The 20,090-nt window shown below is 35.8% G+C and carries 17 protein-coding genes and 1 riboswitch; of the genes, 13 read left to right on the forward strand and 4 right to left on the reverse strand.

What is annotated here, in order from left to right:
* Positions 1-103: 103 nt before the first annotated feature.
* On the reverse strand, positions 104-2,839 hold the full coding sequence (locus J2Z26_RS15370; protein WP_193534636.1) for a M14 family metallopeptidase: 2,736 nt from the start codon (positions 2,837-2,839) through the stop codon (positions 104-106).
* A gap of 281 nt (positions 2,840-3,120) precedes the next feature.
* On the opposite strand from J2Z26_RS15370, the gene J2Z26_RS15375 reads away from it, so the two are divergent.
* The 3 genes from J2Z26_RS15375 to J2Z26_RS15385 are packed head-to-tail and all read left to right on the forward strand — an operon-like array spanning position 3,121 to position 5,669.
* Positions 3,121-3,693, forward strand: coding sequence for a transposase (locus J2Z26_RS15375; RefSeq protein ID WP_193534635.1), 573 nt, complete (start codon positions 3,121-3,123; stop codon positions 3,691-3,693).
* Positions 3,690-5,192: a YifB family Mg chelatase-like AAA ATPase gene (locus J2Z26_RS15380; protein WP_319638017.1), complete on the forward strand. Its 1,503-nt coding sequence runs from the start codon at positions 3,690-3,692 to the stop codon at positions 5,190-5,192. The genes J2Z26_RS15375 and J2Z26_RS15380 overlap by 4 nt, the downstream gene beginning before the upstream one ends.
* Positions 5,193-5,240: 48 nt before the next feature.
* Positions 5,241-5,669 (forward strand): hypothetical protein, encoded by a 429-nt coding sequence (locus J2Z26_RS15385; RefSeq protein WP_193534634.1) that lies wholly within the window; start codon positions 5,241-5,243, stop codon positions 5,667-5,669.
* 128 nt (positions 5,670-5,797) lie between these two features.
* Here the strand turns inward: J2Z26_RS15385 and J2Z26_RS15390 are convergent, their stop codons facing one another.
* On the reverse strand, positions 5,798-7,492 hold the full coding sequence (locus tag J2Z26_RS15390) for a triple tyrosine motif-containing protein (RefSeq protein WP_193534633.1): 1,695 nt from the start codon (positions 7,490-7,492) through the stop codon (positions 5,798-5,800).
* Between the two features lie 650 nt (positions 7,493-8,142).
* Between J2Z26_RS15390 and J2Z26_RS15395 the strand changes: the two genes are divergently transcribed.
* From J2Z26_RS15395 to J2Z26_RS15435, 9 genes are all read left to right on the forward strand, one after another.
* On the forward strand, positions 8,143-9,411 hold the full coding sequence (locus tag J2Z26_RS15395) for an S-layer homology domain-containing protein (RefSeq protein ID WP_193534632.1): 1,269 nt from the start codon (positions 8,143-8,145) through the stop codon (positions 9,409-9,411).
* Positions 9,412-9,445: 34 nt separating this feature from the next.
* Entirely contained in the window at positions 9,446-11,098 is a 1,653-nt protein-coding gene (locus J2Z26_RS15400; protein ID WP_193534631.1) for an ABC transporter substrate-binding protein, read from the forward strand.
* A 71-nt stretch (positions 11,099-11,169) separates the two neighbouring features.
* Positions 11,170-12,132, forward strand: coding sequence for an ABC transporter permease (locus J2Z26_RS15405; protein WP_193534630.1), 963 nt, complete (start codon positions 11,170-11,172; stop codon positions 12,130-12,132).
* Positions 12,133-12,155: 23 nt separating this feature from the next.
* A complete protein-coding gene (opp4C, locus tag J2Z26_RS15410) occupies positions 12,156-13,073 on the forward strand; it encodes an oligopeptide ABC transporter permease (protein WP_193534629.1) in 918 nt (305 codons plus the stop codon).
* Between the two features lie 12 nt (positions 13,074-13,085).
* Complete coding sequence (locus tag J2Z26_RS15415) at positions 13,086-14,087, forward strand: ABC transporter ATP-binding protein (protein ID WP_193534628.1); 1,002 nt, start codon at positions 13,086-13,088, stop codon at positions 14,085-14,087.
* Between the two features lie 3 nt (positions 14,088-14,090).
* Entirely contained in the window at positions 14,091-15,113 is a 1,023-nt protein-coding gene (locus tag J2Z26_RS15420; RefSeq protein ID WP_193534627.1) for an ABC transporter ATP-binding protein, read from the forward strand.
* A gap of 72 nt (positions 15,114-15,185) precedes the next feature.
* Complete coding sequence (locus J2Z26_RS15425; RefSeq protein WP_193534626.1) at positions 15,186-15,908, forward strand: response regulator transcription factor; 723 nt, start codon at positions 15,186-15,188, stop codon at positions 15,906-15,908.
* Positions 15,909-16,097: 189 nt separating this feature from the next.
* Positions 16,098-16,904 (forward strand): histidinol-phosphatase HisJ family protein, encoded by an 807-nt coding sequence (locus tag J2Z26_RS15430; RefSeq protein WP_193534625.1) that lies wholly within the window; start codon positions 16,098-16,100, stop codon positions 16,902-16,904.
* A gap of 109 nt (positions 16,905-17,013) precedes the next feature.
* Positions 17,014-17,099: riboswitch (cyclic di-GMP riboswitch) on the forward strand.
* 45 nt (positions 17,100-17,144) lie between these two features.
* The gene (locus J2Z26_RS15435) at positions 17,145-17,309 is read left to right on the forward strand and encodes a hypothetical protein (RefSeq protein WP_193534624.1); all 165 of its coding nucleotides are present in this window, start codon (positions 17,145-17,147) and stop codon (positions 17,307-17,309) included.
* A 108-nt stretch (positions 17,310-17,417) separates the two neighbouring features.
* Here J2Z26_RS15435 and J2Z26_RS15440 read toward each other — a convergent pair whose 3' ends face one another.
* Positions 17,418-17,756: a helix-turn-helix domain-containing protein gene (locus J2Z26_RS15440; protein WP_193534623.1), complete on the reverse strand. Its 339-nt coding sequence runs from the start codon at positions 17,754-17,756 to the stop codon at positions 17,418-17,420.
* A 75-nt stretch (positions 17,757-17,831) separates the two neighbouring features.
* On the reverse strand, positions 17,832-18,764 hold the full coding sequence (locus tag J2Z26_RS15445) for an ImmA/IrrE family metallo-endopeptidase (protein ID WP_193534622.1): 933 nt from the start codon (positions 18,762-18,764) through the stop codon (positions 17,832-17,834).
* A 302-nt stretch (positions 18,765-19,066) separates the two neighbouring features.
* Here J2Z26_RS15445 and trhO point away from each other — a divergent pair, with 302 nt between their 5' ends.
* Positions 19,067-19,975 (forward strand): oxygen-dependent tRNA uridine(34) hydroxylase TrhO, encoded by a 909-nt coding sequence (trhO, locus tag J2Z26_RS15450; RefSeq protein WP_193534621.1) that lies wholly within the window; start codon positions 19,067-19,069, stop codon positions 19,973-19,975.
* Positions 19,976-20,090: the final 115 nt, after the last annotated feature.

Raw genomic sequence — 20,090 nt, forward strand, 5'->3', positions numbered from 1 at the left:
AAGGGGCCTGACCCCCAGTGTGTTAAAGCTTTAACGCGCCGGGGGGCAGGCCCCAACAGACAAAAAACTTGCCAATTTTCCGGCAAGTTTTTTTACCTTTTACCTATTTAATTTTGTGTGGTTGTTTTGTTGCTGCAGCAAAGATACTGTTCGCTAATAATCGGTAGCTGTGTTGAGTATGTCCTCTAAACACTAAGTCATTTGCGAATAGGCTAAAGGTAGTATCATTTACTGAAGTAGTAAAGGCTAGCGTTTGACCTTTAGCACTTTCATGACCAGGCCACCAACCAGCTACATAAAAGTCATCTTCATTTGAGATTTTTGCAAGAACCTGTGCTCCACTTGGTACTGATGTAATCCATGATCCAGAAGCTGTGTATAACAGTTCTTCACTTTCATAACCCGAGGTTACTAAATGATCCGTAACGTTAGCCTTTAGTAGACCTTCATGTGAAAGCTTAGTAGTCTTATAGTCAAAGCCTGAAAGTAGTTCAGCTTTTTTAACAGCTGCTAAAGCTCTTCCGCCAATACCTACATAGGTTTTTCCTTCTAACTCCTCTGCTTTAAATGCACCTGAGTCATCAATGATAACATCTGCTTCTTCAATATTTACAATTTTAAATCCTAATTCTTTTACAGAGAACGTACTTTGACTTGATCCAATAACAGCAACTTTAGGTTGTTCGAGCTTTACTGTTTTTGGCGTTTTTGTTGCTGGTATAGAATCAAGAACATATTTAAATCGGTAAGGTTGTAAATCTTTTGTCATAACAACAAAATCTCCCTTACTGAAACCATAATTATCTTCTATGATGTATTCAACCTTCTTTCCTTTTGCAAGAAGATTATTTACAATTTTCACCACGTCATTATTTGAGTTCTTAAGAACCTGTTTGGGAACAGAAGTGTCTAAATTATTTTCAACAAGAATCACATGGTTAACATTTTTAATAGGGATTGTTTTACGAGTAAATGCATCTTCAACGCGAACTTCTGCAATATCAAATCCTCTAAGTGCTGAAAAGTTTACAACGATAGGGTCATACATTGCATCCCAGTCAGAAACGTTGTCTCCTTTATAAAGCATTGCATTTGCAAGGCCACGTTTTGCTTGTTTCATTGGTACAACATATGTACCTTTTGGATAAATCTTTCCATCAATGTTAACTGCCTGAAGTGTTTCTTCTACTTTAATGCCGTTACGAATTAAATATTTCACCATATTTTTTGCTTCTAGGACATTCTTTTGATTTTCATCAACAGGAATAACATAGTACTCAGGGAAGAAGTTCTCCATATCTCCACGAATACGTCCAATCTGTTCACCGGCTTGGTTTACATAGTACTGGTCAACAGCACGGTTATCTTCACCGTCTACGCCACGTTTGAATAGCGTTAATTGATTTTTGAAAAGTAGATCCTTATTTTCAATAACATATTTTGTTGCACCAAGACCTGAATGTACCAAAGCACGTAAAGAATCTTGGCTTAATGTTGGTACCTCAATTGTATGGCCAAGAGAACCATGTAGCATTGCAAAAATTGCTGAGTATGCAGGTGTCATATCGTCCCAGCCATTACCCCAATCAGTTAAAGGAATAAAATAAGAATCTAAATTAGAGTTTGCAACTCCAGCACGACCCATTGCGTGTGCCTGATCCATCATCGAATCAATTAGTAAATCATATTCAAAGTTCGGGTTATGTGGTGGTGTAGCTGGTTCAATTAAGAAACCATTTACATAACCATGGCCATCAAGGAAAGAAAGTGGTGTCCACTTTGCTAATTCCTCGTTAATAGCAATAATTTCAGATTGTGTTTGATATGCATTGTCACGGTTTAAGTCAAATCCATTTGCATTTGCACGCGTGTTTGCCACACGACCGTCAGGGTTACTAACAAAATTGAATAAGAAAATAACATGATCTAAAGCATCGTTTACATTTAATGTAACAGTTGATTCTGTACCATTTTCATCTGTTGTTTTAAATGTAACTACATCTTCAATTGCAAACTTTTTTAGTAATTCAACTTGGAAGTCAACACCTTCAACTTCATCAGGGTGAATATTGTTAAGCCAGATTGGAACCTGATAATCACCAATTGTTCCTTTTTCAAGCTTTTCAAGTAATTTAGCAGGATTGTCTAGTGCAGTAGGTAACGTCTCGTTAAGGTATTTATCTACTGCTGCTTTGTCTTTTGCAAGAACAACAAAAGGTATATCACGACCTTGTACGGATTTTCCTAAGCTTTTATATTCTAAGTAGCGATCATTCTTTGCTTCAGCATCTGTGAAAACTTTGTCAATTGCTGGTTTAATCTCATCATACTTTAAAAATTCATCATATACATTTAGAGTAACAGTTGTTGAAGCTGTTAACGCTTCAGTTGCTGAAAGTGTTAGCTCGTAGTCGCCCATTAAGTCTGGGTACAGCACACGAATTGAACGTGGTGCAAGGTTATCTGTATCAAATGGTAGCCCGAATTCTAAAGTTGCTTCGATGACAGTTCCACTTGTAAAGTGAGGTTCTTTAATTACCTTAATAAAAGATTCCCCACTAAACGCTTTTGCATCAGCATTCCATTTCTTCCATTCTTCAAAACTCTTATCCCCAAATTTCCACTGTAAATCATCTAAACTTACTTGTTTACCAAAATCAACCTTTACATCTACTGTTCGAACCTCAGTAAGTGAAAGTAATGATTGACTGACCTCAAGCTCTACTGTGCTCTGAGCCTGAGCAGTACTTTGTACACTCGTTTGGTTTGCTAAAGTAGTCGGTGCTACTAAAGATAAAACCAAAAGGAGCGTTAAAAATGACGCTAAAAACTTTCTCATAACCTATCTCCCTTCAAACTAAAAAGTCTCAATATTGTAATTTACTAGAATACAAGAAAAACTATACCAAATTATTTCGTGATTGGAAAGAAAAAATATAAATTTTTTTGCATAAAAATTCAAAAGTGTGTCGAATGGGGCCTGACTCCCACCCCGTTAACGCGTTAACGCGCCGGGGGTCAGGCCCCGAACGTCATATTTTGTTCACAATATTGTAAAGAGGTGATTGCTGTCTTTTGTCGAAAGGTTTATTTTGAAAATAATTGAATTGGAGTGATTAAATGTCAAGAAAGCATCGGATATGTTTTCCTGGAGCAACTTATCATATTACAGCTCGGGGAAATCGAAAAGCAGAAATTTTCCTGGAAAGAGAGGATTATCAGAAGTATTTAGCTATTTTTGAATGTGTCCACAGAACAAACCCCATTACTTTACACTCATATTGCCTCATGCCTAATCATGTACATCTTCTAATCGAAACAGATAATTTACCAATCTCACTATTTATGAAAGAGCTTCAATCACGGTACGCAATTTATTTTAATAGGAAATATGATCTTGTGGGCCATGTATTTCAAGGAAGGTACGGAGCACAATTAATTGATTCTGTTACATATTTCCTAGAAGTCACTCGCTATATTCATCGAAATCCACTCGAGGCAAATCTTGTACTAGACCCTGCAAATTATTCCTGGAGCAGCTATCCCGCCTATTTATCTAAAGTTCAACATCCACTCATAAAGACTACAAAGACATTAAGTTATTTTCAAAATCCAAGATATATGACCTATAAGGAGTATGTTGAAAAAGAGGATAAGCAAGTTGGGGAGGTTGGGAGATTATTGCAAAAGTGACAACTATTGGTTTAAAAGGTGTCGATGGGTATCGTGTACAGGTGGAAGTCCAGACAACATGTGGTATGGAGGCTTTTAAAATAGTCGGTCTTCCAGACACCTCTGTACGGGAATCTAAGCAGCGAGTTTCTGCTGCCTTACATTCACTAGAAAACTATCTGGTAGACCAAAAAACGATCGTAAATCTATCCCCATCGGAACAAAAGAAAAATGGTCCGTTTTTTGATTTGCCAATTGCCATCGGCATTTTAAAAAGTATGAATGTCATAGAAGCTCAGATTGATAGCAATACTGGGTTCATAGGGGCATTGTCGCTAGAAGGTGCAGTTTTAGCAGTAGAAGGGATGTTACCTGCTATTTTGGCTGCAAAAAGAATTGGTCTTTCAATCTTATATATGCCTTATAGCGATAGTCTCCCTGCATTAGAAATTGAGGGTTTAGAAATCATATATATCTCTTCAATACAACAGGTTCTAAAACATTTGTCCGGAAAATCAATACCAATAATCCGCGGAATCCAAAAACCTAATATACAAAAGATATATCATGATAAGGATTTTTCAAGCATTATTGGACATCAAGAGGCAAAGCGAGCATTGGAAGTTTCAGCTGCTGGAGAGCATCAAGTTTTCATGGTAGGACCTCCAGGGTCGGGTAAAAGTATGTTGGCTGAAACTTTACCCTCCATTCTTCCACCTCTATCAAGGGAGGCGCAACTAGAAAAAATAAGCTTGTATGAGTTAGCAGGATTGGATTATTCAGATTCGTGTTTACCCCCAATTAGGGCTCCACATCACTCCGCTTCAAGTGTATCAATTGTAGGAGGTGGGCAATCTCCAAAGCCAGGTGAAATATCTTTAGCCCACCTGGGAGTTTTATTTTTAGATGAAATAGCTGAGTTTTCTAAGAAGACTCTTGATATGTTGCGACAACCAATAGAAAGTGGAGTCATAACAATCAGCCGAGTTAGGACAATTGTTAAGTATCCTGCAGCATTTTTGCTAATAGGAGCAATGAATCCATGCCCTTGCGGATACGAGGGGTCCACAACTCATTATTGTACCTGTTCTTCAAAGCAAGTTCAGTTATATCGTAATAAGCTTTCTGGTCCAATGAGAGACCGCTTTGATATTAATCTCACTATCAAGCCAGTTATCATTAGCCGTGAAAATTCCTCAGTTGAAGAGGCCTCAGAATCCATTCGAAAACGTGTTACAGCCGCTCGGGATCGACAATATGAAAGATATGGTCAAGACATTACAAACAACAGGGTCTCTTTTGAATTATTAATCCAGTCAGGTACTCTACCGAACCAAATACAAGAATTTCTACAACGTGTTACTATTAAAAATAAATGGAGTAGCCGAGCTCAAATAAAGATTTTACGTCTAGCCAGAACGATATCTGATTTAAAAGGAATCGAGAAGATTACTGAAGACTGTATATTAGAAGCGATTAATCTGCACCAACTGTATAATAAAGGAAACATTACCACCTAGATATCAGGAAATGGTCGTAGTACAATTATGAAAGGAGGTGATTTAAGTTTGGAACAGGAGAAAATGGAAGGAATGCTTTCTCAATTAATTGGTATGGTAGGGAATATGAGAGAGGATTTATTAGGAGTTAAAGAAGAAATCTGCTTAATAAAAGAAGATTTACAAGGAGTAAAGAACGATTTACAGGGAGTAAAGAACGATTTACAAGGAGTAAAGAACGATTTACAGGTAGTAAAAGAAGATTTACAGGATGTAAAAGATGACCTACAGGTAGTAAAAGAAGATCTCCAAGGAGTACAAGACGACCTACAAGGAATAAAAGAAGAGCAACAGAAAATGAAAGAACAAAATGAAATTCGCCATAAAGAAATAATGGAGAGATTCAATTTGCTTGCCATCGACCAAGACATCACATGGGAAAAAGCATCTCAAAACGAAAGAGAAATCGCAAAAATAAAGAAACTACTTGAAGTATAACCTTCTTCGAAGTATCCTCATAATATCCTTTTAAGATAATACTATTCATTCAAAATAGTGGGTTCTCCCCAATACTCACAATAGGGGAACACCCACTATATTTATTTAGCGCTTTAACGCGTCGGGGGTCAGGCCCCAACTCGAATTTTTCTTATTTTTGCTCGGCGTTCAAGTACGGCTTGAATAGGTGATGATGCATAAACGATGAATAAAAACTCATTCTTGTCATCATATTCTTGATTTGATAGCTGGTGTTTAACTTCAATTTTTAACCGATAGATTCCAGGGGATTCCGGTCGCCATTCAAACTTACTTTCTGCATTATATTCTCTTAGAACACCCCATTCTTCTCCATTAAAAACTGAAATGCGGTACTCAAGCTGATCTAAATTTTTAAACTCGATATTAACACTGTCCCCAGAATGAATGAATTTTTCTTTATCAGAAGTCATAGCTTGAAAAGTTGCAGGTGTGAAGATTGTAAAATCCATTGTTTCCTCATCATCAAACTCTTCTCTACTCAACTCATGTTTTGTTTGCATTTTTATTTTATACGAACCGGGAGCCTCGGGTTGCCAAGTAAGTTCCATAACTTTTGAGAAGTCTTGTAGAGTGTTCCACTTTTCACCATCATGTAGTAAATATCTTACTAGGTTAGCAGCCTCATCATTTGTTGAACTAAAAAGTGAAAATGGAGTGCCGATTGGCTGTGGACCATATTTACTTGAGGAAAGCGAAACAATGTGTGCTGGTTCAAAAATGGTATAGGTAAATTCTTTCTCATCCTCAGCATTTTTACTGGAAAGCGTATTTTTCGTTTCCACTTTTATTTTATATATACCAGGTTCTGTTGGAGTCCAAGTGAAATCTACTAACATGGAGTAATCCTTTACCGTAATCCATTTATCTCCGTCGAAAATAGAAAACCTCATCAAATTTTGGGATGTATCGTTAGTGATAGCAGTTAAATTTATTGGAGTATTTGTGGATTGTGGACTTTCACTATTAAATGAAACTGAGTTGATTTTAGCAGACACAAAGACATTAAAAGGAATGATTTTCTCATCATCAAACGATTTTTCAGAAGAAGTGCTTTTCACTTGAACCTTAATTTGATAGGACCCAGCTACTGTAGGCTGCCATAACAATTGATCTTTGGTCGAAAAGTCCTGTAATGTAATCCAGCTATCACCGTCAAAGATTATGAACTTATATAAGGAAGGATTTTTGTTACTAGTTGAAGCTTTAACTGTGATTTCTGTATTTTCTGGCTGAGGACTCAATTTGTCAACGTTGACAGTTTCTAACTTACTATAAGGCTCAAACCCATGACTTGCGGCAATAGTGTCAAATGACTCCGTTGTGTTTGTAATAATGACTGTTGTAAACTTTTCTACCCGTTCAAAAAGCCAACGAACCTCATCATCATGCATTCTCACACACCCAGCACTTGCATATGTACCAATGGATGCAGGGTTGTTATTCCCATGAATGGCGTAAGTCGTTCCATAGGTTCCTCGAGCATCTAAACCTAACCACCGATCCCCAAGTGGATTTCGTGGGTCACCACCTGGAATTTTATCCTTATAATAAGGTCTATTCTTTATCTTATTTACAATCCGAAATGTACCTTCTGGAGTAAGACTCTCACTCCTTCCGGTTGCAACTTTAAATACCCTTACAAGTTCTCCATTCTCATAAAAGGCAAGCTCATTCGTCTGCTTGTTAATAATAATTAACTGACTATCAGCATCAGCAGTAACAATAGACCCCCATGAAAAAAAACACAATAAAAATGATAGAAATCCCGTTAATTTAATCATACTACTGCCCCCTATATCTCCCTTATACACAATATATGTGGGACAAAAGAATTATTACAGAAAAAAAGCTTTAGTGATTTAAAGCGCTGGGGGTCAGGCCCCCGAGATAAGGACCCGAGATAAATGATAAGTAAAGATTTCCACCCAAGTTTAATTATTTATACCATTCTCTTACTAGTTTAATAATTATTTTTTAATGAGATATTTTTGTGAAGTTTTAAGTGATTTTTTAAATCGGATAGTACTAAAGGGCTAGAATTGCTTACTTCGCATAGTGAAATAGTTAGAAAAAGGTAAAGGAATTGTTAGACTTTTGTATGATTTCTATTTTTTGAAAACGTGGTTGTAATTCAACTAACACCGCCAAAATGTAAAGAAGTAAGGATTTTAAAATAAATAGATTTAAAAAGTGCGGACAATTTAAACTATAGTTTAATATCTGAATTTTTTAACTTTTAGATAACAATTCGTTAACTTAAAGTTGAAAATTTTCTGAATCTATTATGTTATAAATGTGATTAAGAATTTTAAATTCTTGAACTTTATATCTGTACTAGAAGGTGAGGGGTAGAAAGATCTATTTTCTGTGACGCGGTATAGAAAAAAATCTCCAGTGAATTTAAAAAAGGATTTAGTAAGGAGGACTTTAGATGAAGAGGATTAAAAAGGTGGCCATTACGAGTGCATTAGTGACTTCACTGGCATTCAGCAGTTATTCAGCAGTACATGCAGCAAGCTTCGATGATGTTACTGGGTTCGCGAGTGAACAATCGATTACAAAGTTAGTATCTTTAGGAATTATGAGAAATAATACAACTATTTTTAACCCTAGTGACTCAGTAAAAAGATCTGAGTTTAGTGCAGTAATTAATAGAGTAGTATCTCAGGGTAACCCAAATGTGGTAAAAGTAACAGACCTTGATGTTACGAATGGTAAAAACAATGCAGCATTAAAGATGTTAAATTTAGGCGTATTCAAATTAAATAAAAACGGTCAATTCCGTCCTGGAAAAATGGTTACATACTTTGAGCTAAGTAAAGCATTAGCTTTAGGCTTAGGGTTTAAAGCTTCGTGGACAAAAGATCCAGTTGACTATCTATACTTCTTAGATCGAAAAGGGGTTTTAGATATTGATACTGATTTAGATGCGGAAATTACGAGAGAAGATCTTGCTGTAGCAATTGACAAGTACTTAAAGGTAAAAGATTTTTACAACAATGTTTCAGGAGTTGTAGTAGAAGTAAGGGATACACATATCACTATTAAAAATGAATTAGGTGAAGAGACGTATAACTTCCATTCAAATGCTTCCCTATTCTTAGACGACCAAGCAAGTGAAGCATCTTCACTAGGTCTTGGAACAGTGGTAACTCTTACATTAAATAATAATAATGAAGTTGCATATGCAGAGGGAATTGGACTTGATCAATTCGAGGGTACACTGACTTATGATGCTGGGAAAATTAAGGTCGATACAAAATCATTAAATGTGAATTTAAATGCATATGTAACACCACTTCCAAATAACCCAGAAGGGGATTTTTCATTCACTATTTTAAGTAATTATATGAAGAACGGGGTTCAATTCTTTGGAACTGTTTTAACAAGTGTAGCAAATGATGAGGTTACAGTAATTACTGCTTCGGTTTCTAAAGTTGATAAGAAACCATTTAAAGTTACTGGTTCAAACGTAGAAGTAGATTTCTCTGGTAATGCACTTCCTAATCAAACTTTCACTGTTGATGATAGTGTAAAAGTTAGTGTAACTGAAGGAGAAACGAAGAAAGATGTAACACTTAAAGAGTTAGTAGCTCTTCAAACAAGTGGGAAAGTATTGTCAGGTACTTTGGAAATTTCAGCTGAGGGCGTTGTTAAAACGATCACTGCAACTGCAACTACACCACCTGCAAAGAACTAACTATAAATTATAAATAGGCAAGGAGGAATAATGAATGAAAAATTTCAAACAAAAATTAGCTGCAACTACATTAGCAGCAACAATTGCATTCTCTGGTATAGGATTAGTGAATCCGCTTCAAGCTGATGCAGCTCGTTCGGGTTTTGATCAAAGTAAAGTAGGGGGAACAGTTGTATTAACATCATTCGCTGATGCTGTTCGTTTAATCCCATTTACAACATCTGATTCTGCTTCAAATGATATTCAAGGTCTAATCTTTGATGCTCTATTATCTCAAGATATTAATGGTGCACCAATTCCGAATCTTGCGGAAAAATATACATTTGATAAAGCGAAGAACACATATACATTTACACTTCGTAAAGGTGTTAAATTCCATGATGGAAAACCTATGACTGCTAAGGACGTTGTATTCTCATACAAAATGTATATGGATCCAAAATCAATTAACAGTTACAAAGGTGACTTTGAGTCGATTGAGAGTGTTACAGCTAATGGTGATCATACAGTAGTTATTAAATTAAAAGAAAAAGATGTTTTATTCTTAACAAACGTTGTAACTGGAGCAGCGGTATTAGCGAGTCACCAGTTCCCTAAAGGCGTTGCGGATTACAACAGCAACAACAAAGTACACCGAAATCCAATTGGAACAGGTCCATTCAAATTTAAAGAGTGGAAAGCGGCAGAGCGTATCGTTGTAGTTGCTAACAAAGAGTACTGGAATGGCCGCCCTTACCTTGACCAAGTTATTACACGTATTCTTCCAGATTCAAACGTTGAAGCAATTAACCTATTAAAAGGTAGTGTTGACTTTGTTGAAGCGTTAGATGCGGCTCAATTACCACAGGTGTCTAAAAATAAAGCGTTAAAAACAATTTCTTATGACTATGGACGCTTTGATTTCCTTGGATTCAACTCTAAGGTTGCACCATTTAATGACGAGAAGGTTCGTAAAGCGTTAGCTCTTGGATTAGACCGTCAATCAATCGTATCAAAAGTTCAGTTAGGCCGTGCTTATTTAGCAAGTGGACCAATGCATCCAAAGATTCCTCAAAACAATCCAAACGTTAAAGCTCTTCCATTTGATATTAAACAAGCAGCTAAGTTATTAGATGAAGCTGGTTGGACTTTAAAAGATGGTGTTCGTCAAAAAGGCGGAACTAAAATGGAATTTGAGTTTGCGTATAACAATGGAAACAAAGTACGTGAGAAAATTGCACTTCTAGCTCAACAAAACTGGGCTCAATTAGGAATTAAAGTTACACCACGCTCTTACGAGTGGTCTATTTTCCTTGATAAATATGCAAAAGGTGAACTGGATATATTCCCACTAGGTTGGGGTGGATATGATGCTAACGTTGAGCACTCTGGGTTCTTCCATTCAAGCAACATTCCTGATCCTGCGAAAAACAAACCAGGTAACAACAGAAACCGTATAGATGATCCAACTATTGATAAAATCTTAGACCAATACAAACAAGAAGAAGATCGTAACAAGCGTATTAAGATGTATCAAGATCTGCACAAGCATATGGCTGATAACACTACTCTAATCTTCACTTATCATCCAAAGCTTACAGCTGGAGTTAATAAAGATTTAGCAAATATCAAAATGTCAATTTCTGATCCATACTTCAACATCGTTGATTGGTACTGGTCAAGCGCTAAGAAAAGAAAAGGGAATTAGAAGTTTAAGAGATAGCCGTCAGCGATTACGGTCGCTACGGCTTTCTTTGTAAAAAGAAAGTGGGGGTATACATGACGAAATACATAATACGAAGAATATTGCAAGCCATTCCTCTATTAATCATCATCTCAATTATTACATTCTTGCTAATGTCACTAGCTCCAGGAGATCCAACAGCGATGTATGAGAACCCAGAAGCCGATTCCACGCAAGACTTATCCGTAATAAGAGAACAATTAGGTCTCGACCAACCAATCTATATTCAATATTATAAGTGGCTGAAATTATTGGTACTTGAAGGAAATATGGGGTATTCATTTGAAGATGGCCGTCCTGTTATGGAGAAGATCTTTGAAAGAGCACCAGCAACTATGACGCTAGTTGGAACTGCTATTTTATTATCAACCATTATCGCTATCCCAATCGGTGTTTATTCTGCAGTAAAACAATATTCAAAAGTAGATTACTTTTTTACTGGATACGCATTTTTAGGAATTGCCGTTCCTCAATTTTTTATTGCATTAATTGTTATACTCGTATTTTCGTTGCACTTAGGCTGGTTCCCTGCGTCAGGAATGAGGGAAAACTATGATGCATTTGACTTATGGGATAGACTTTATCACTTAACATTGCCAGCACTAACACTTGCATTCGGTTTAATTGCAACAAAAACACGATTTATGAGATCAAGTATGCTTGAGGTTATTAAACAGGACTTTATTAGGACAGCTAGAGCAAAAGGATTAACGGAAAATAAAGTAATATTCAAACATGCTTTACGTAATTCACTTCTACCAATCATCACAATCCTTGCATTACAATTACCGGCACTATTAGGTGGGGCATTGTTTATCGAGCAGCTGTTTGCATGGCCGGGACTAGGAAGGTTAACAATTAATGCGATTTTCATTCGTGATTACCAAGTCATTATGGGAACGACAATGATTGTTTCTGTTATGGTAGTTTGTGCAAACCTAGTTGCAGATATTTTATATGCAATTGTAGATCCAAGAATTCAATATAGTAAGAATTAGTCAAGTGAGGAGAGTGTATCAACATGAGTCTTCCAAACCTATCAACGAATAATGAGGTTCAAGATAATATACTTTTACAAGAAAAAGAGATGAAGATTGAAAGCAGGAGGGCTGTTATATGGAAGCGATATAAAAGAAATAAGCTTGCTGTAGCGGGTCTGATTGTTTTTGCAACAATTGTATTTATTGCCATTTTCGCACCATTACTGTCACCACATAAGCCAGATGTTTATGATATTTTAGATTCAAATTTAGCTCCAAGCTTAGAACACCCATTTGGTACGGACAGCATGGGTGGAGATGTAATGACACGTGTGTTTTTTGGAGCACGAGTATCTCTAATGGTATCTATTCTTGCAATGATATGTACTGTAACAATTGGAATTATATATGGAGCTGTTTCAGGATTTTTTGGCGGCATTATTGATAATATCATGATGAGAATTGTGGATGCTATTCAATCCATTCCAACATTTTTCTTACTGCTGATTGTTGCATCACTTATCGTACCATCTATTTGGACAACTGTTTTTGTACTTAGTGTAGTGGGATGGACAGGTATGGCAAGGATTGTTCGTGGAGAAATTCTTACACTAAAAAAACGCGATTATGTAGAGGCTGCGAAAGCAACTGGAGAGACGCATAGAAGTACAATCTTCTATCATATACTACCTAACGCAATTGCCCCTATTACTGTTATAGCAACACTGGATATTGCAAATAACATTTTGGCTGAAGCTTCTTTAAGCTTTTTAGGACTAGGGGTACAGCAACCAACACCAAGTTGGGGGAACATGCTGACATCTGCACAAGATCTGTCAATTATTCAATATTATCCATGGCAAGCTATTTTCCCTGGCCTATTCATTATCATTACTGTATTAGCTGTTAACTTTATCGGAGATGGTCTTCGAGATGCATTAGACCCAAGACAGAAGTAGGGAGGTAAAAATATGACAACGACTGTAACAAAAAAAGAAACAATTGTATCTGTTCAAAATTTAAAAACATATTTTTATACGGAAGACGGCGTTGTGCCAGCAATCGATGGTGTAAGCTTTGACGTAAGAGTTGGAGAAACACTTGCGATCGTAGGGGAATCAGGAAGTGGAAAAAGTGTTACTTCCCTTTCTATCATGCGTCTAATACCTTACCCTCCTGGAAAAATTATTGATGGAGATATTGTTTTCCATAATGAGAGCTTACTAGAAAAAACAGACAAAGAGATGAGAGAAATAAGAGGAAATAAAATCTCTATGATTTTCCAAGAACCTATGACATCTCTTAATCCTGTTTATAAAGTTGGAGATCAAATTTCAGAATCTATCATTTTACACCAAGGATTGTCAAAAAAAGAAGCACATGAATTAGCTATAAACATGTTAAAGCTGGTAGGTATACCAGAAGCAGAACGTCGAGTAAATCAGTATCCACATGAATTAAGTGGAGGAATGAGACAACGTGTCATGATTGCAATGGCACTAGCTTGTCACCCGGAACTATTAATTGCTGATGAACCAACGACAGCATTAGATGTAACAATTCAAAATCAAATCCTTCAATTGATGAAAGAACTTAAAGCAAAGATAAATACCTCCATTGTACTTATTACTCATGACTTAGGGGTAGTAGCAGAAATGGCTGATCGTGTAGTTGTTATGTATTCTGGACAGGTAGTTGAACAAGGTGATGTTTTTACTATATTTGAAAATCCAAAGCATCCTTATACAGAGGGACTACTGAAGTCTATGCCAGGTGCTACCAAGAGAGAAGGAAAGCTTTATACAATAGAAGGAACAGTTCCCAACCCTTTACACCTTCCACAAGGATGTCGCTTCGCTCCAAGATGTGAATATGCAAAAGACCTTTGCCGACAAGAAATGCCAGAACTTACTATACTTGGTGAAGATGAAGTTGTCCGATGCTGGAAGAATACAGATCGTTGGGAGGCGTAATAGATGATAACTGTAAGTGAAAAACAATTAGTAAAACAATATGAAAATTCACAAGAGATTCTTGTAAAAGTAAATGATATAAAAATGCATTTCCCAATTAAGGGAGGCCTTTTGGGTAGAACGCAAGGTTATGTAAAAGCGGTGGATGGAGTTAGTTTTGACATAATAAAAGGTGAAACATTAGGTTTAGTAGGAGAAAGTGGGTGCGGTAAATCAACAACAGGAAGAGTCCTACTTCGATTATTAGAGGCAACCAGTGGTGAGGTTGAGTTTGATGGAGAAAACCTTTTTACGTTGTCAGATAAAGAGCTACGTCAGAAAAGAAAAGACATGCAACTTATTTTTCAAGACCCATTTTCATCATTAAATCCTCGTTTAACTGTTGGTGATACTATTTCACGTGTACTACAGATACATGGAATGGAGTCAAAAAAAGAAAGAGAAGAAAGAGTTAAAGAATTGCTTCAATTAGTAGGTCTAAATAGTTTCCATATGAGACGCTTTCCACATGAGTTTAGTGGTGGGCAACGTCAAAGGATCGGAATAGCCAGAGCTCTTGCATTAAATCCTAAACTTATTGTTTTAGATGAGCCTGTTTCTGCATTAGATGTTTCTATTCAATCACAGGTTGTAAATTTGCTAGAAGAGCTTCAAGAGGAATTGGGACTAACGTATTTGTTTGTTTCTCATGGTCTTAATGTGGTACGTCATATAAGCAAGCGTGTGGGAGTAATGTATTTAGGTAAATTAGTGGAGGTAGGAACTACTGACGATTTATTTGAATCTCCAAAACATCCTTACACACAAGCATTAATTTCTGCTAATCCAATTGCAAATCCAAGATTAAGAGATAAACCGAAGATTATTTTAGAAGGCGATGTGCCAAGTCCTATAAATCCTCCATCAGGTTGTGCGTTCCATACAAGATGCCCATATGCAGAGCAAAAATGCAGAGAGGTAACTCCGGAATTTGTAGACTCTGGAAATGATGGTCAGTTTGTTGCTTGTCATTTTCCATTGTCGTAAAAAAAAGTTTAATTTATTTAATAATATTTGGTAATATAATACTAGGCAAATAGTGGTGTTGGAGGAATGTTTTTGGAAAAGAAACTATTGATTATGGAACAAGATTGCCAAGTAAGTATTCACTTAGAACAATTTTTCGATTCTTTTTTTAGCGTGAGCAGTTTTAATAACGGCTTACAAGGCCTTGTAAAAACAATAGAATTAAAACCTGAAGTTATCATTCTCGACAACTCTCTATTAAATATAGATAGCCTTGATTTATGTCGTCAAATAAGACAAAGTGTTAATGCTATCATTATGGTTATTGGGAAAACGATAACTGAAGAACGAATTATAGAATATTATGAAGCTGGTGCTGATGACGTTATTGTATTTCCAATTAATTACAAAATATTATTATATAAAATAAAATCTAAATTAAGCCGGTCTCATTTAACTCAACCTAAAGAAGAGCAAGTCGATAATATTATAAAGTATGGAAATTTCACTCTGAATAGAAATACCTATAAGACTTATTATAATAAAGTGGAATACGCATTTACGAAAAAAGAATTTTCTATATTATGGACATTAGTAAAACATCAAGATGAAATTGTCACAAGAGCTGAGCTTTTAAAAGTAGTTTGGAGTTATGATCATTTTGATGATGATAGAATGATTGACACACATCTTAATAGAATGCGAAAGAAACTAAAGCAGTATAATATTAATTTAACGATAAAAACTGTTTGGGGAATTGGATATAAGTTGCAAATTGGTGAACCTGTGGTCGAAGATGTCGTTTCTCTTCCTTAGCGAAACTAAATAAAAAACTAAGAGCCTGTGATTTTGCAGGCTCTATTCATTTTCTAAGCTTGGGGCCTAAGCTTGGGGCCTGACCCCCAGCACGGTAACGCGTTAACGTGAAAAGAGATTTGTGCTATACTTACTAGTATCTTATTATCGCTTATGAGGACTTCCGAGCCTCTAGAGAGGAAGTTTACAATGTTTGATTATCATGTTCATACAAGTTTCTCTGCAGATTCGAAGATGCCAATGAAGGTGGCATGTGAAACGGCCATAAAAAACGGGGTAAAAGAAATTGCCTTTACAGAGCATATGGATTATTTCTATCCTAATTGCGACCTAACTTTTGAATTTGACTATCAAGAGTATGCTAGTCAAGTAGAATTAATGAGATCAGAGTTTAGTAAGAACTTAACGATTTTAAAGGCAGTTGAGATGGGTCTTCACCCTTCAACCTTCGAACGAAGCAATCACTTTATTTCCGAAAACCATTTTGATTTCGTAATTGGTTCCGCCCACATTGTAGATGATCTGGACTTGCATAATGGAGATTACTTTGAGGGTAAGTCATTGGAACGCTCACTTGAAATCTATTTTAAAACTGTGAATCAATATGTGAAGGAGTACGAGAACTTCGATGTTTTGGGACATCTCACGCTTATCAAACGTTATCTACACTTCGTAAAATCAGACTGGAAAACCATAAAGTGGGAGAATTACTTTGATATTGTTGAAGATACCTTTAAGGTGTTGGTTCAAACGAATCGTGGAATTGAAGTAAATATGTCAGGATATCGTTATCGTATCGATTGCTCATTACCAAACCTACCATTTGTAAAGTTATATAGAGAAGCTGGCGGAGAAATCATTACTGTCGGAACGGATGCTCATACAAAACATTTTGTAGGAAATCAGATTGATGAAGGATACGAACTGCTGAAAGCTGCAGGTTTCAAATATGTCACAACCTATAGGGAAAGAAAACCCAGTTTTATGGCGATTTAAATCCAAACAAAATCATACTATAGGTAAAAATACTTATATAAAACACGGGAACTTTGACCCTTTTTTAAAAAATAGCAGCTACTATATACTTAATTTATCAAACATAAATCGTACGAAAAGGCAAAACCATTGAAAAGTGGCGACGCAAAACTATAGGGGCTAAGGTCAATTTGACTATGCCAGCCAGTTTCCGAATGCGACTCCGTCGATTTATGGTCTATTATCGAGGGGGAAATCTATGTGTTTCGGGTAATCTATAAAGTAAAATATCTATATCACTATACTCAATGGAAGCAGAATCAAGTACTTAGTAGTGACTGTTTAAATGAGAGTGTAAAGCGTCTGCTTCAGTCAAAAGCATCCTATCATGAAAGAGCAGCAATTAACTATATGATGAAAATGTAAAAGATGAAGATTAAATCTTCATCTTTTTAAATGGACCTGGACTTACAAGCTCTCCTTTAGGCGTATTAATACACTATGGGTCAGGCTTCTTTTTCTATTATCCAATTCTTATCTGAACAACTTGGAGAACATATTTTTTATTGAGTTCCCCTTTTTAAAATAAATCTCGTCTCGAACTTTATCATTGATTGCCTTCCAAAGCATGATTTCCATCTCTGAAAGTTGCCTGGACTCTTCCTCTTTTATAAAAGCCGCAAAATAATCTAGAGGGACACCATAGAATCTTGAGATATCCGCCATAATTTCAAATGACACCGATTTACGGACTCCTTTTTCTAGCATACTTAAATATTGAAGAGTAATTCCCGTTCCTTTAGCTACATCTTCAAGCGTTAAATCCCGTTCCATCCTTAATCTTCGTAACTCCTGACCTAGTGGAGTAGACATGCAAATCGTCCTTTCTATACTTTTAATTAAAACTTTTGGCTTGGTAAATAATTTGCTTTATGAATGCAATTCTTCCTACATCCTTTTTAACGTAATAATGTAGTACCAGCTAATGATAGCTTCAAAAAGAGTGATTAGCATCTCCTCAACTTTTCTTGGGAGTTGATATTTTTTCCGTAATTGAAAATGAAGTAATTCATGTATGATAGTCTGAAGTTGTTCGGGATAATCAAGCTTTTCATCAATACAAATAATTCGTTTTTCAGAATGATACATCCCCTTGATTTCCTTCAAGTCCATAAATAGAATTTGGATATTATATTTTGTTGATAGTATTTTAATAATTTTTAAAATATGCGAGTGTTCAATTGACATAAACTTCTTATGGAAAAATCCTATAAAAGTATAATAAGAAAGGAAAAGAATGAGTATTAGATTTACATTGATATCAGTAAAAAAAGCTAGAATCGGAAAGATAATTACAACCTCAAACACCATCGGTGCAAATTGATCTAAAAATAGTTTAGTTGATATAAATCCAGTCTCAAGAGAAACATACACATATTTAAATAGTAAACTTGAGCCTAACATAAGTAATAGTGTCACATATCTTGTCGCATAAGACTGTTCATCTGCATGAACATTATAAAATTCATTGCAAATTACAATGATGATAACATAGATTGAAAGAATAGTGAGCATCGTCTGGACGCTGCCTCTTTTTTTAAAGAAAAGAGTATAGACAAAATCAAACGTAAGATAGATTATTCCGTATACAATTGAAAATTCATCAAAAATGATCAATGATAAAATGACATGAAAAAAGGAATAACCAAATCCCGAAAATACTTTACGATTAATCTGGTCAAAAATGACCATAATACATAGAAATAAAATGATACTTTCCTGCAAATTCCACTTCTCTGGAGGAGTAATATATAAATATGTTAAAATAATTGCAGGGACTAGAAAAAGTAGATATAAATAGTTATGTCTTAACTGAATCATAGTACCTTATCCTGTTTAATTGAAAACTCCCCCTATCTATAAATCTTATAATACTGCAGAAATTAAATTTTGAATATTACTTTTCTCTTTCAAATATTGAAGCATTATGTTTATCGACACTTGTAATCCTTTAGAGCTTTAAAGTAACGGGGGTCAGGCCCCACAAGACATATTTCATGAATAGCTTTTGTCATTACAATTGAAAATATGAAGAGAAGTTAAGGATAATTGTTATGCCATTTGTTAAAATTTTTGATATTATAGGATAGGCAACAAGTTAGTGAATAGAAGGTGTGATATGGATGGATTATCGAGTATTACTTTACTATAAATATGTACAAATTGAAGACCCAGAAAGCTTTATGGTCGATCATAAGGCGATGTGTGATGAAATAGGTCTTATGGGGCGCATTCTCGTGGCTCATGAAGGGATTAATGGGACCGTTTCTGGAACAGTTGAACAAACGAATCAATATGTAGAAGCAATGCGTAATGACAAACGCTTCTCTGATATGATTTTTAAAATAGAAGAATCTGAAGGTCATGCCTTCCGAAAAATGAAGGTAAAGGTAAAACCCGAGATTGTTCACCTAAGCCTAGAAGATGATGTGAATCCTAACCAAACCACAGGAAAACATCTTTCTCCAAAGGAGTTTTACGAAGCACTCCAAGATGAGGATGTTGTCATTCTGGATGCTCGAAATACTTACGAATATGATCTCGGGCACTTCCGAAATGCAATTCGACCAGACATCGAGACATTCCGTGAACTTCCAGATTGGATTCGTAAAAACTTCAGTCAATATAAAGATAAGAAGGTTTTAACCTACTGTACTGGCGGTATTCGTTGTGAAAAGTTCTCAGGATTTTTAGTAAATGAAGGCTTTAAGGATGTTTCACAGCTTGAAGGTGGAATTATTTCCTACGGCTATGACCCAGAAGTGAAAGGTCGTCTATGGGATGGAAAAATGTATGTGTTTGATGACCGCATCTCAGTTCCGGTGAATCGTACAGAAGAAGCAACTGTAGTAGGAAAATGCTATTACTGTGATCAGCCTGAAGAAAGAGTCGTAAAGTGTGGAAACCCTGAATGTAACAAACATATCATCATGTGTGATGAGTGCGAACATGAGCATTACCGTTCATGTAGTACTGAATGTAAAGAACATGAGTGGAATCGTTATGTGAAGGAACACTCTTTAAAAAGTTAATATAGCGAAACAAGTGAAACGTTAGAGCAAAAAAAGCTCTAACGTTTTTTTTGCACCCTTGATTTTCCACATTATAAATAATAATCCCATTTTTCCTAAATACTAAGAAAGGAAA

This window comes from Cytobacillus luteolus, from assembly GCF_017873715.1.
In the GTDB taxonomy this organism is placed as follows: domain Bacteria; phylum Bacillota; class Bacilli; order Bacillales; family Bacillaceae_L; genus Bacillus_BV; species Bacillus_BV luteola.

Excerpts from the sequence above, each read along its gene's own strand:
- J2Z26_RS15370 (WP_193534636.1), bottom strand. The coding sequence starts at position 2,839 with ATGAGAAAGTTTTTAGCGTCATTTTTAACGCTCCTTTTGGTTTTATCT.
- J2Z26_RS15375 (WP_193534635.1), top strand. The coding sequence starts at position 3,121 with ATGTCAAGAAAGCATCGGATATGTTTTCCTGGAGCAACTTATCATATT.
- J2Z26_RS15390 (WP_193534633.1), bottom strand. The coding sequence starts at position 7,492 with ATGATTAAATTAACGGGATTTCTATCATTTTTATTGTGTTTTTTTTCA.
- J2Z26_RS15395 (WP_193534632.1), top strand. The coding sequence starts at position 8,143 with ATGAAGAGGATTAAAAAGGTGGCCATTACGAGTGCATTAGTGACTTCA.
- J2Z26_RS15400 (WP_193534631.1), top strand. The coding sequence starts at position 9,446 with ATGAAAAATTTCAAACAAAAATTAGCTGCAACTACATTAGCAGCAACA.
- J2Z26_RS15405 (WP_193534630.1), top strand. The coding sequence starts at position 11,170 with ATGACGAAATACATAATACGAAGAATATTGCAAGCCATTCCTCTATTA.
- opp4C (WP_193534629.1), top strand. The coding sequence starts at position 12,156 with ATGAGTCTTCCAAACCTATCAACGAATAATGAGGTTCAAGATAATATA.
- J2Z26_RS15415 (WP_193534628.1), top strand. The coding sequence starts at position 13,086 with ATGACAACGACTGTAACAAAAAAAGAAACAATTGTATCTGTTCAAAAT.
- J2Z26_RS15420 (WP_193534627.1), top strand. The coding sequence starts at position 14,091 with ATGATAACTGTAAGTGAAAAACAATTAGTAAAACAATATGAAAATTCA.
- J2Z26_RS15430 (WP_193534625.1), top strand. The coding sequence starts at position 16,098 with ATGTTTGATTATCATGTTCATACAAGTTTCTCTGCAGATTCGAAGATG.
- J2Z26_RS15440 (WP_193534623.1), bottom strand. The coding sequence starts at position 17,756 with ATGTCTACTCCACTAGGTCAGGAGTTACGAAGATTAAGGATGGAACGG.
- J2Z26_RS15445 (WP_193534622.1), bottom strand. The coding sequence starts at position 18,764 with ATGATTCAGTTAAGACATAACTATTTATATCTACTTTTTCTAGTCCCT.
- trhO (WP_193534621.1), top strand. The coding sequence starts at position 19,067 with ATGGATTATCGAGTATTACTTTACTATAAATATGTACAAATTGAAGAC.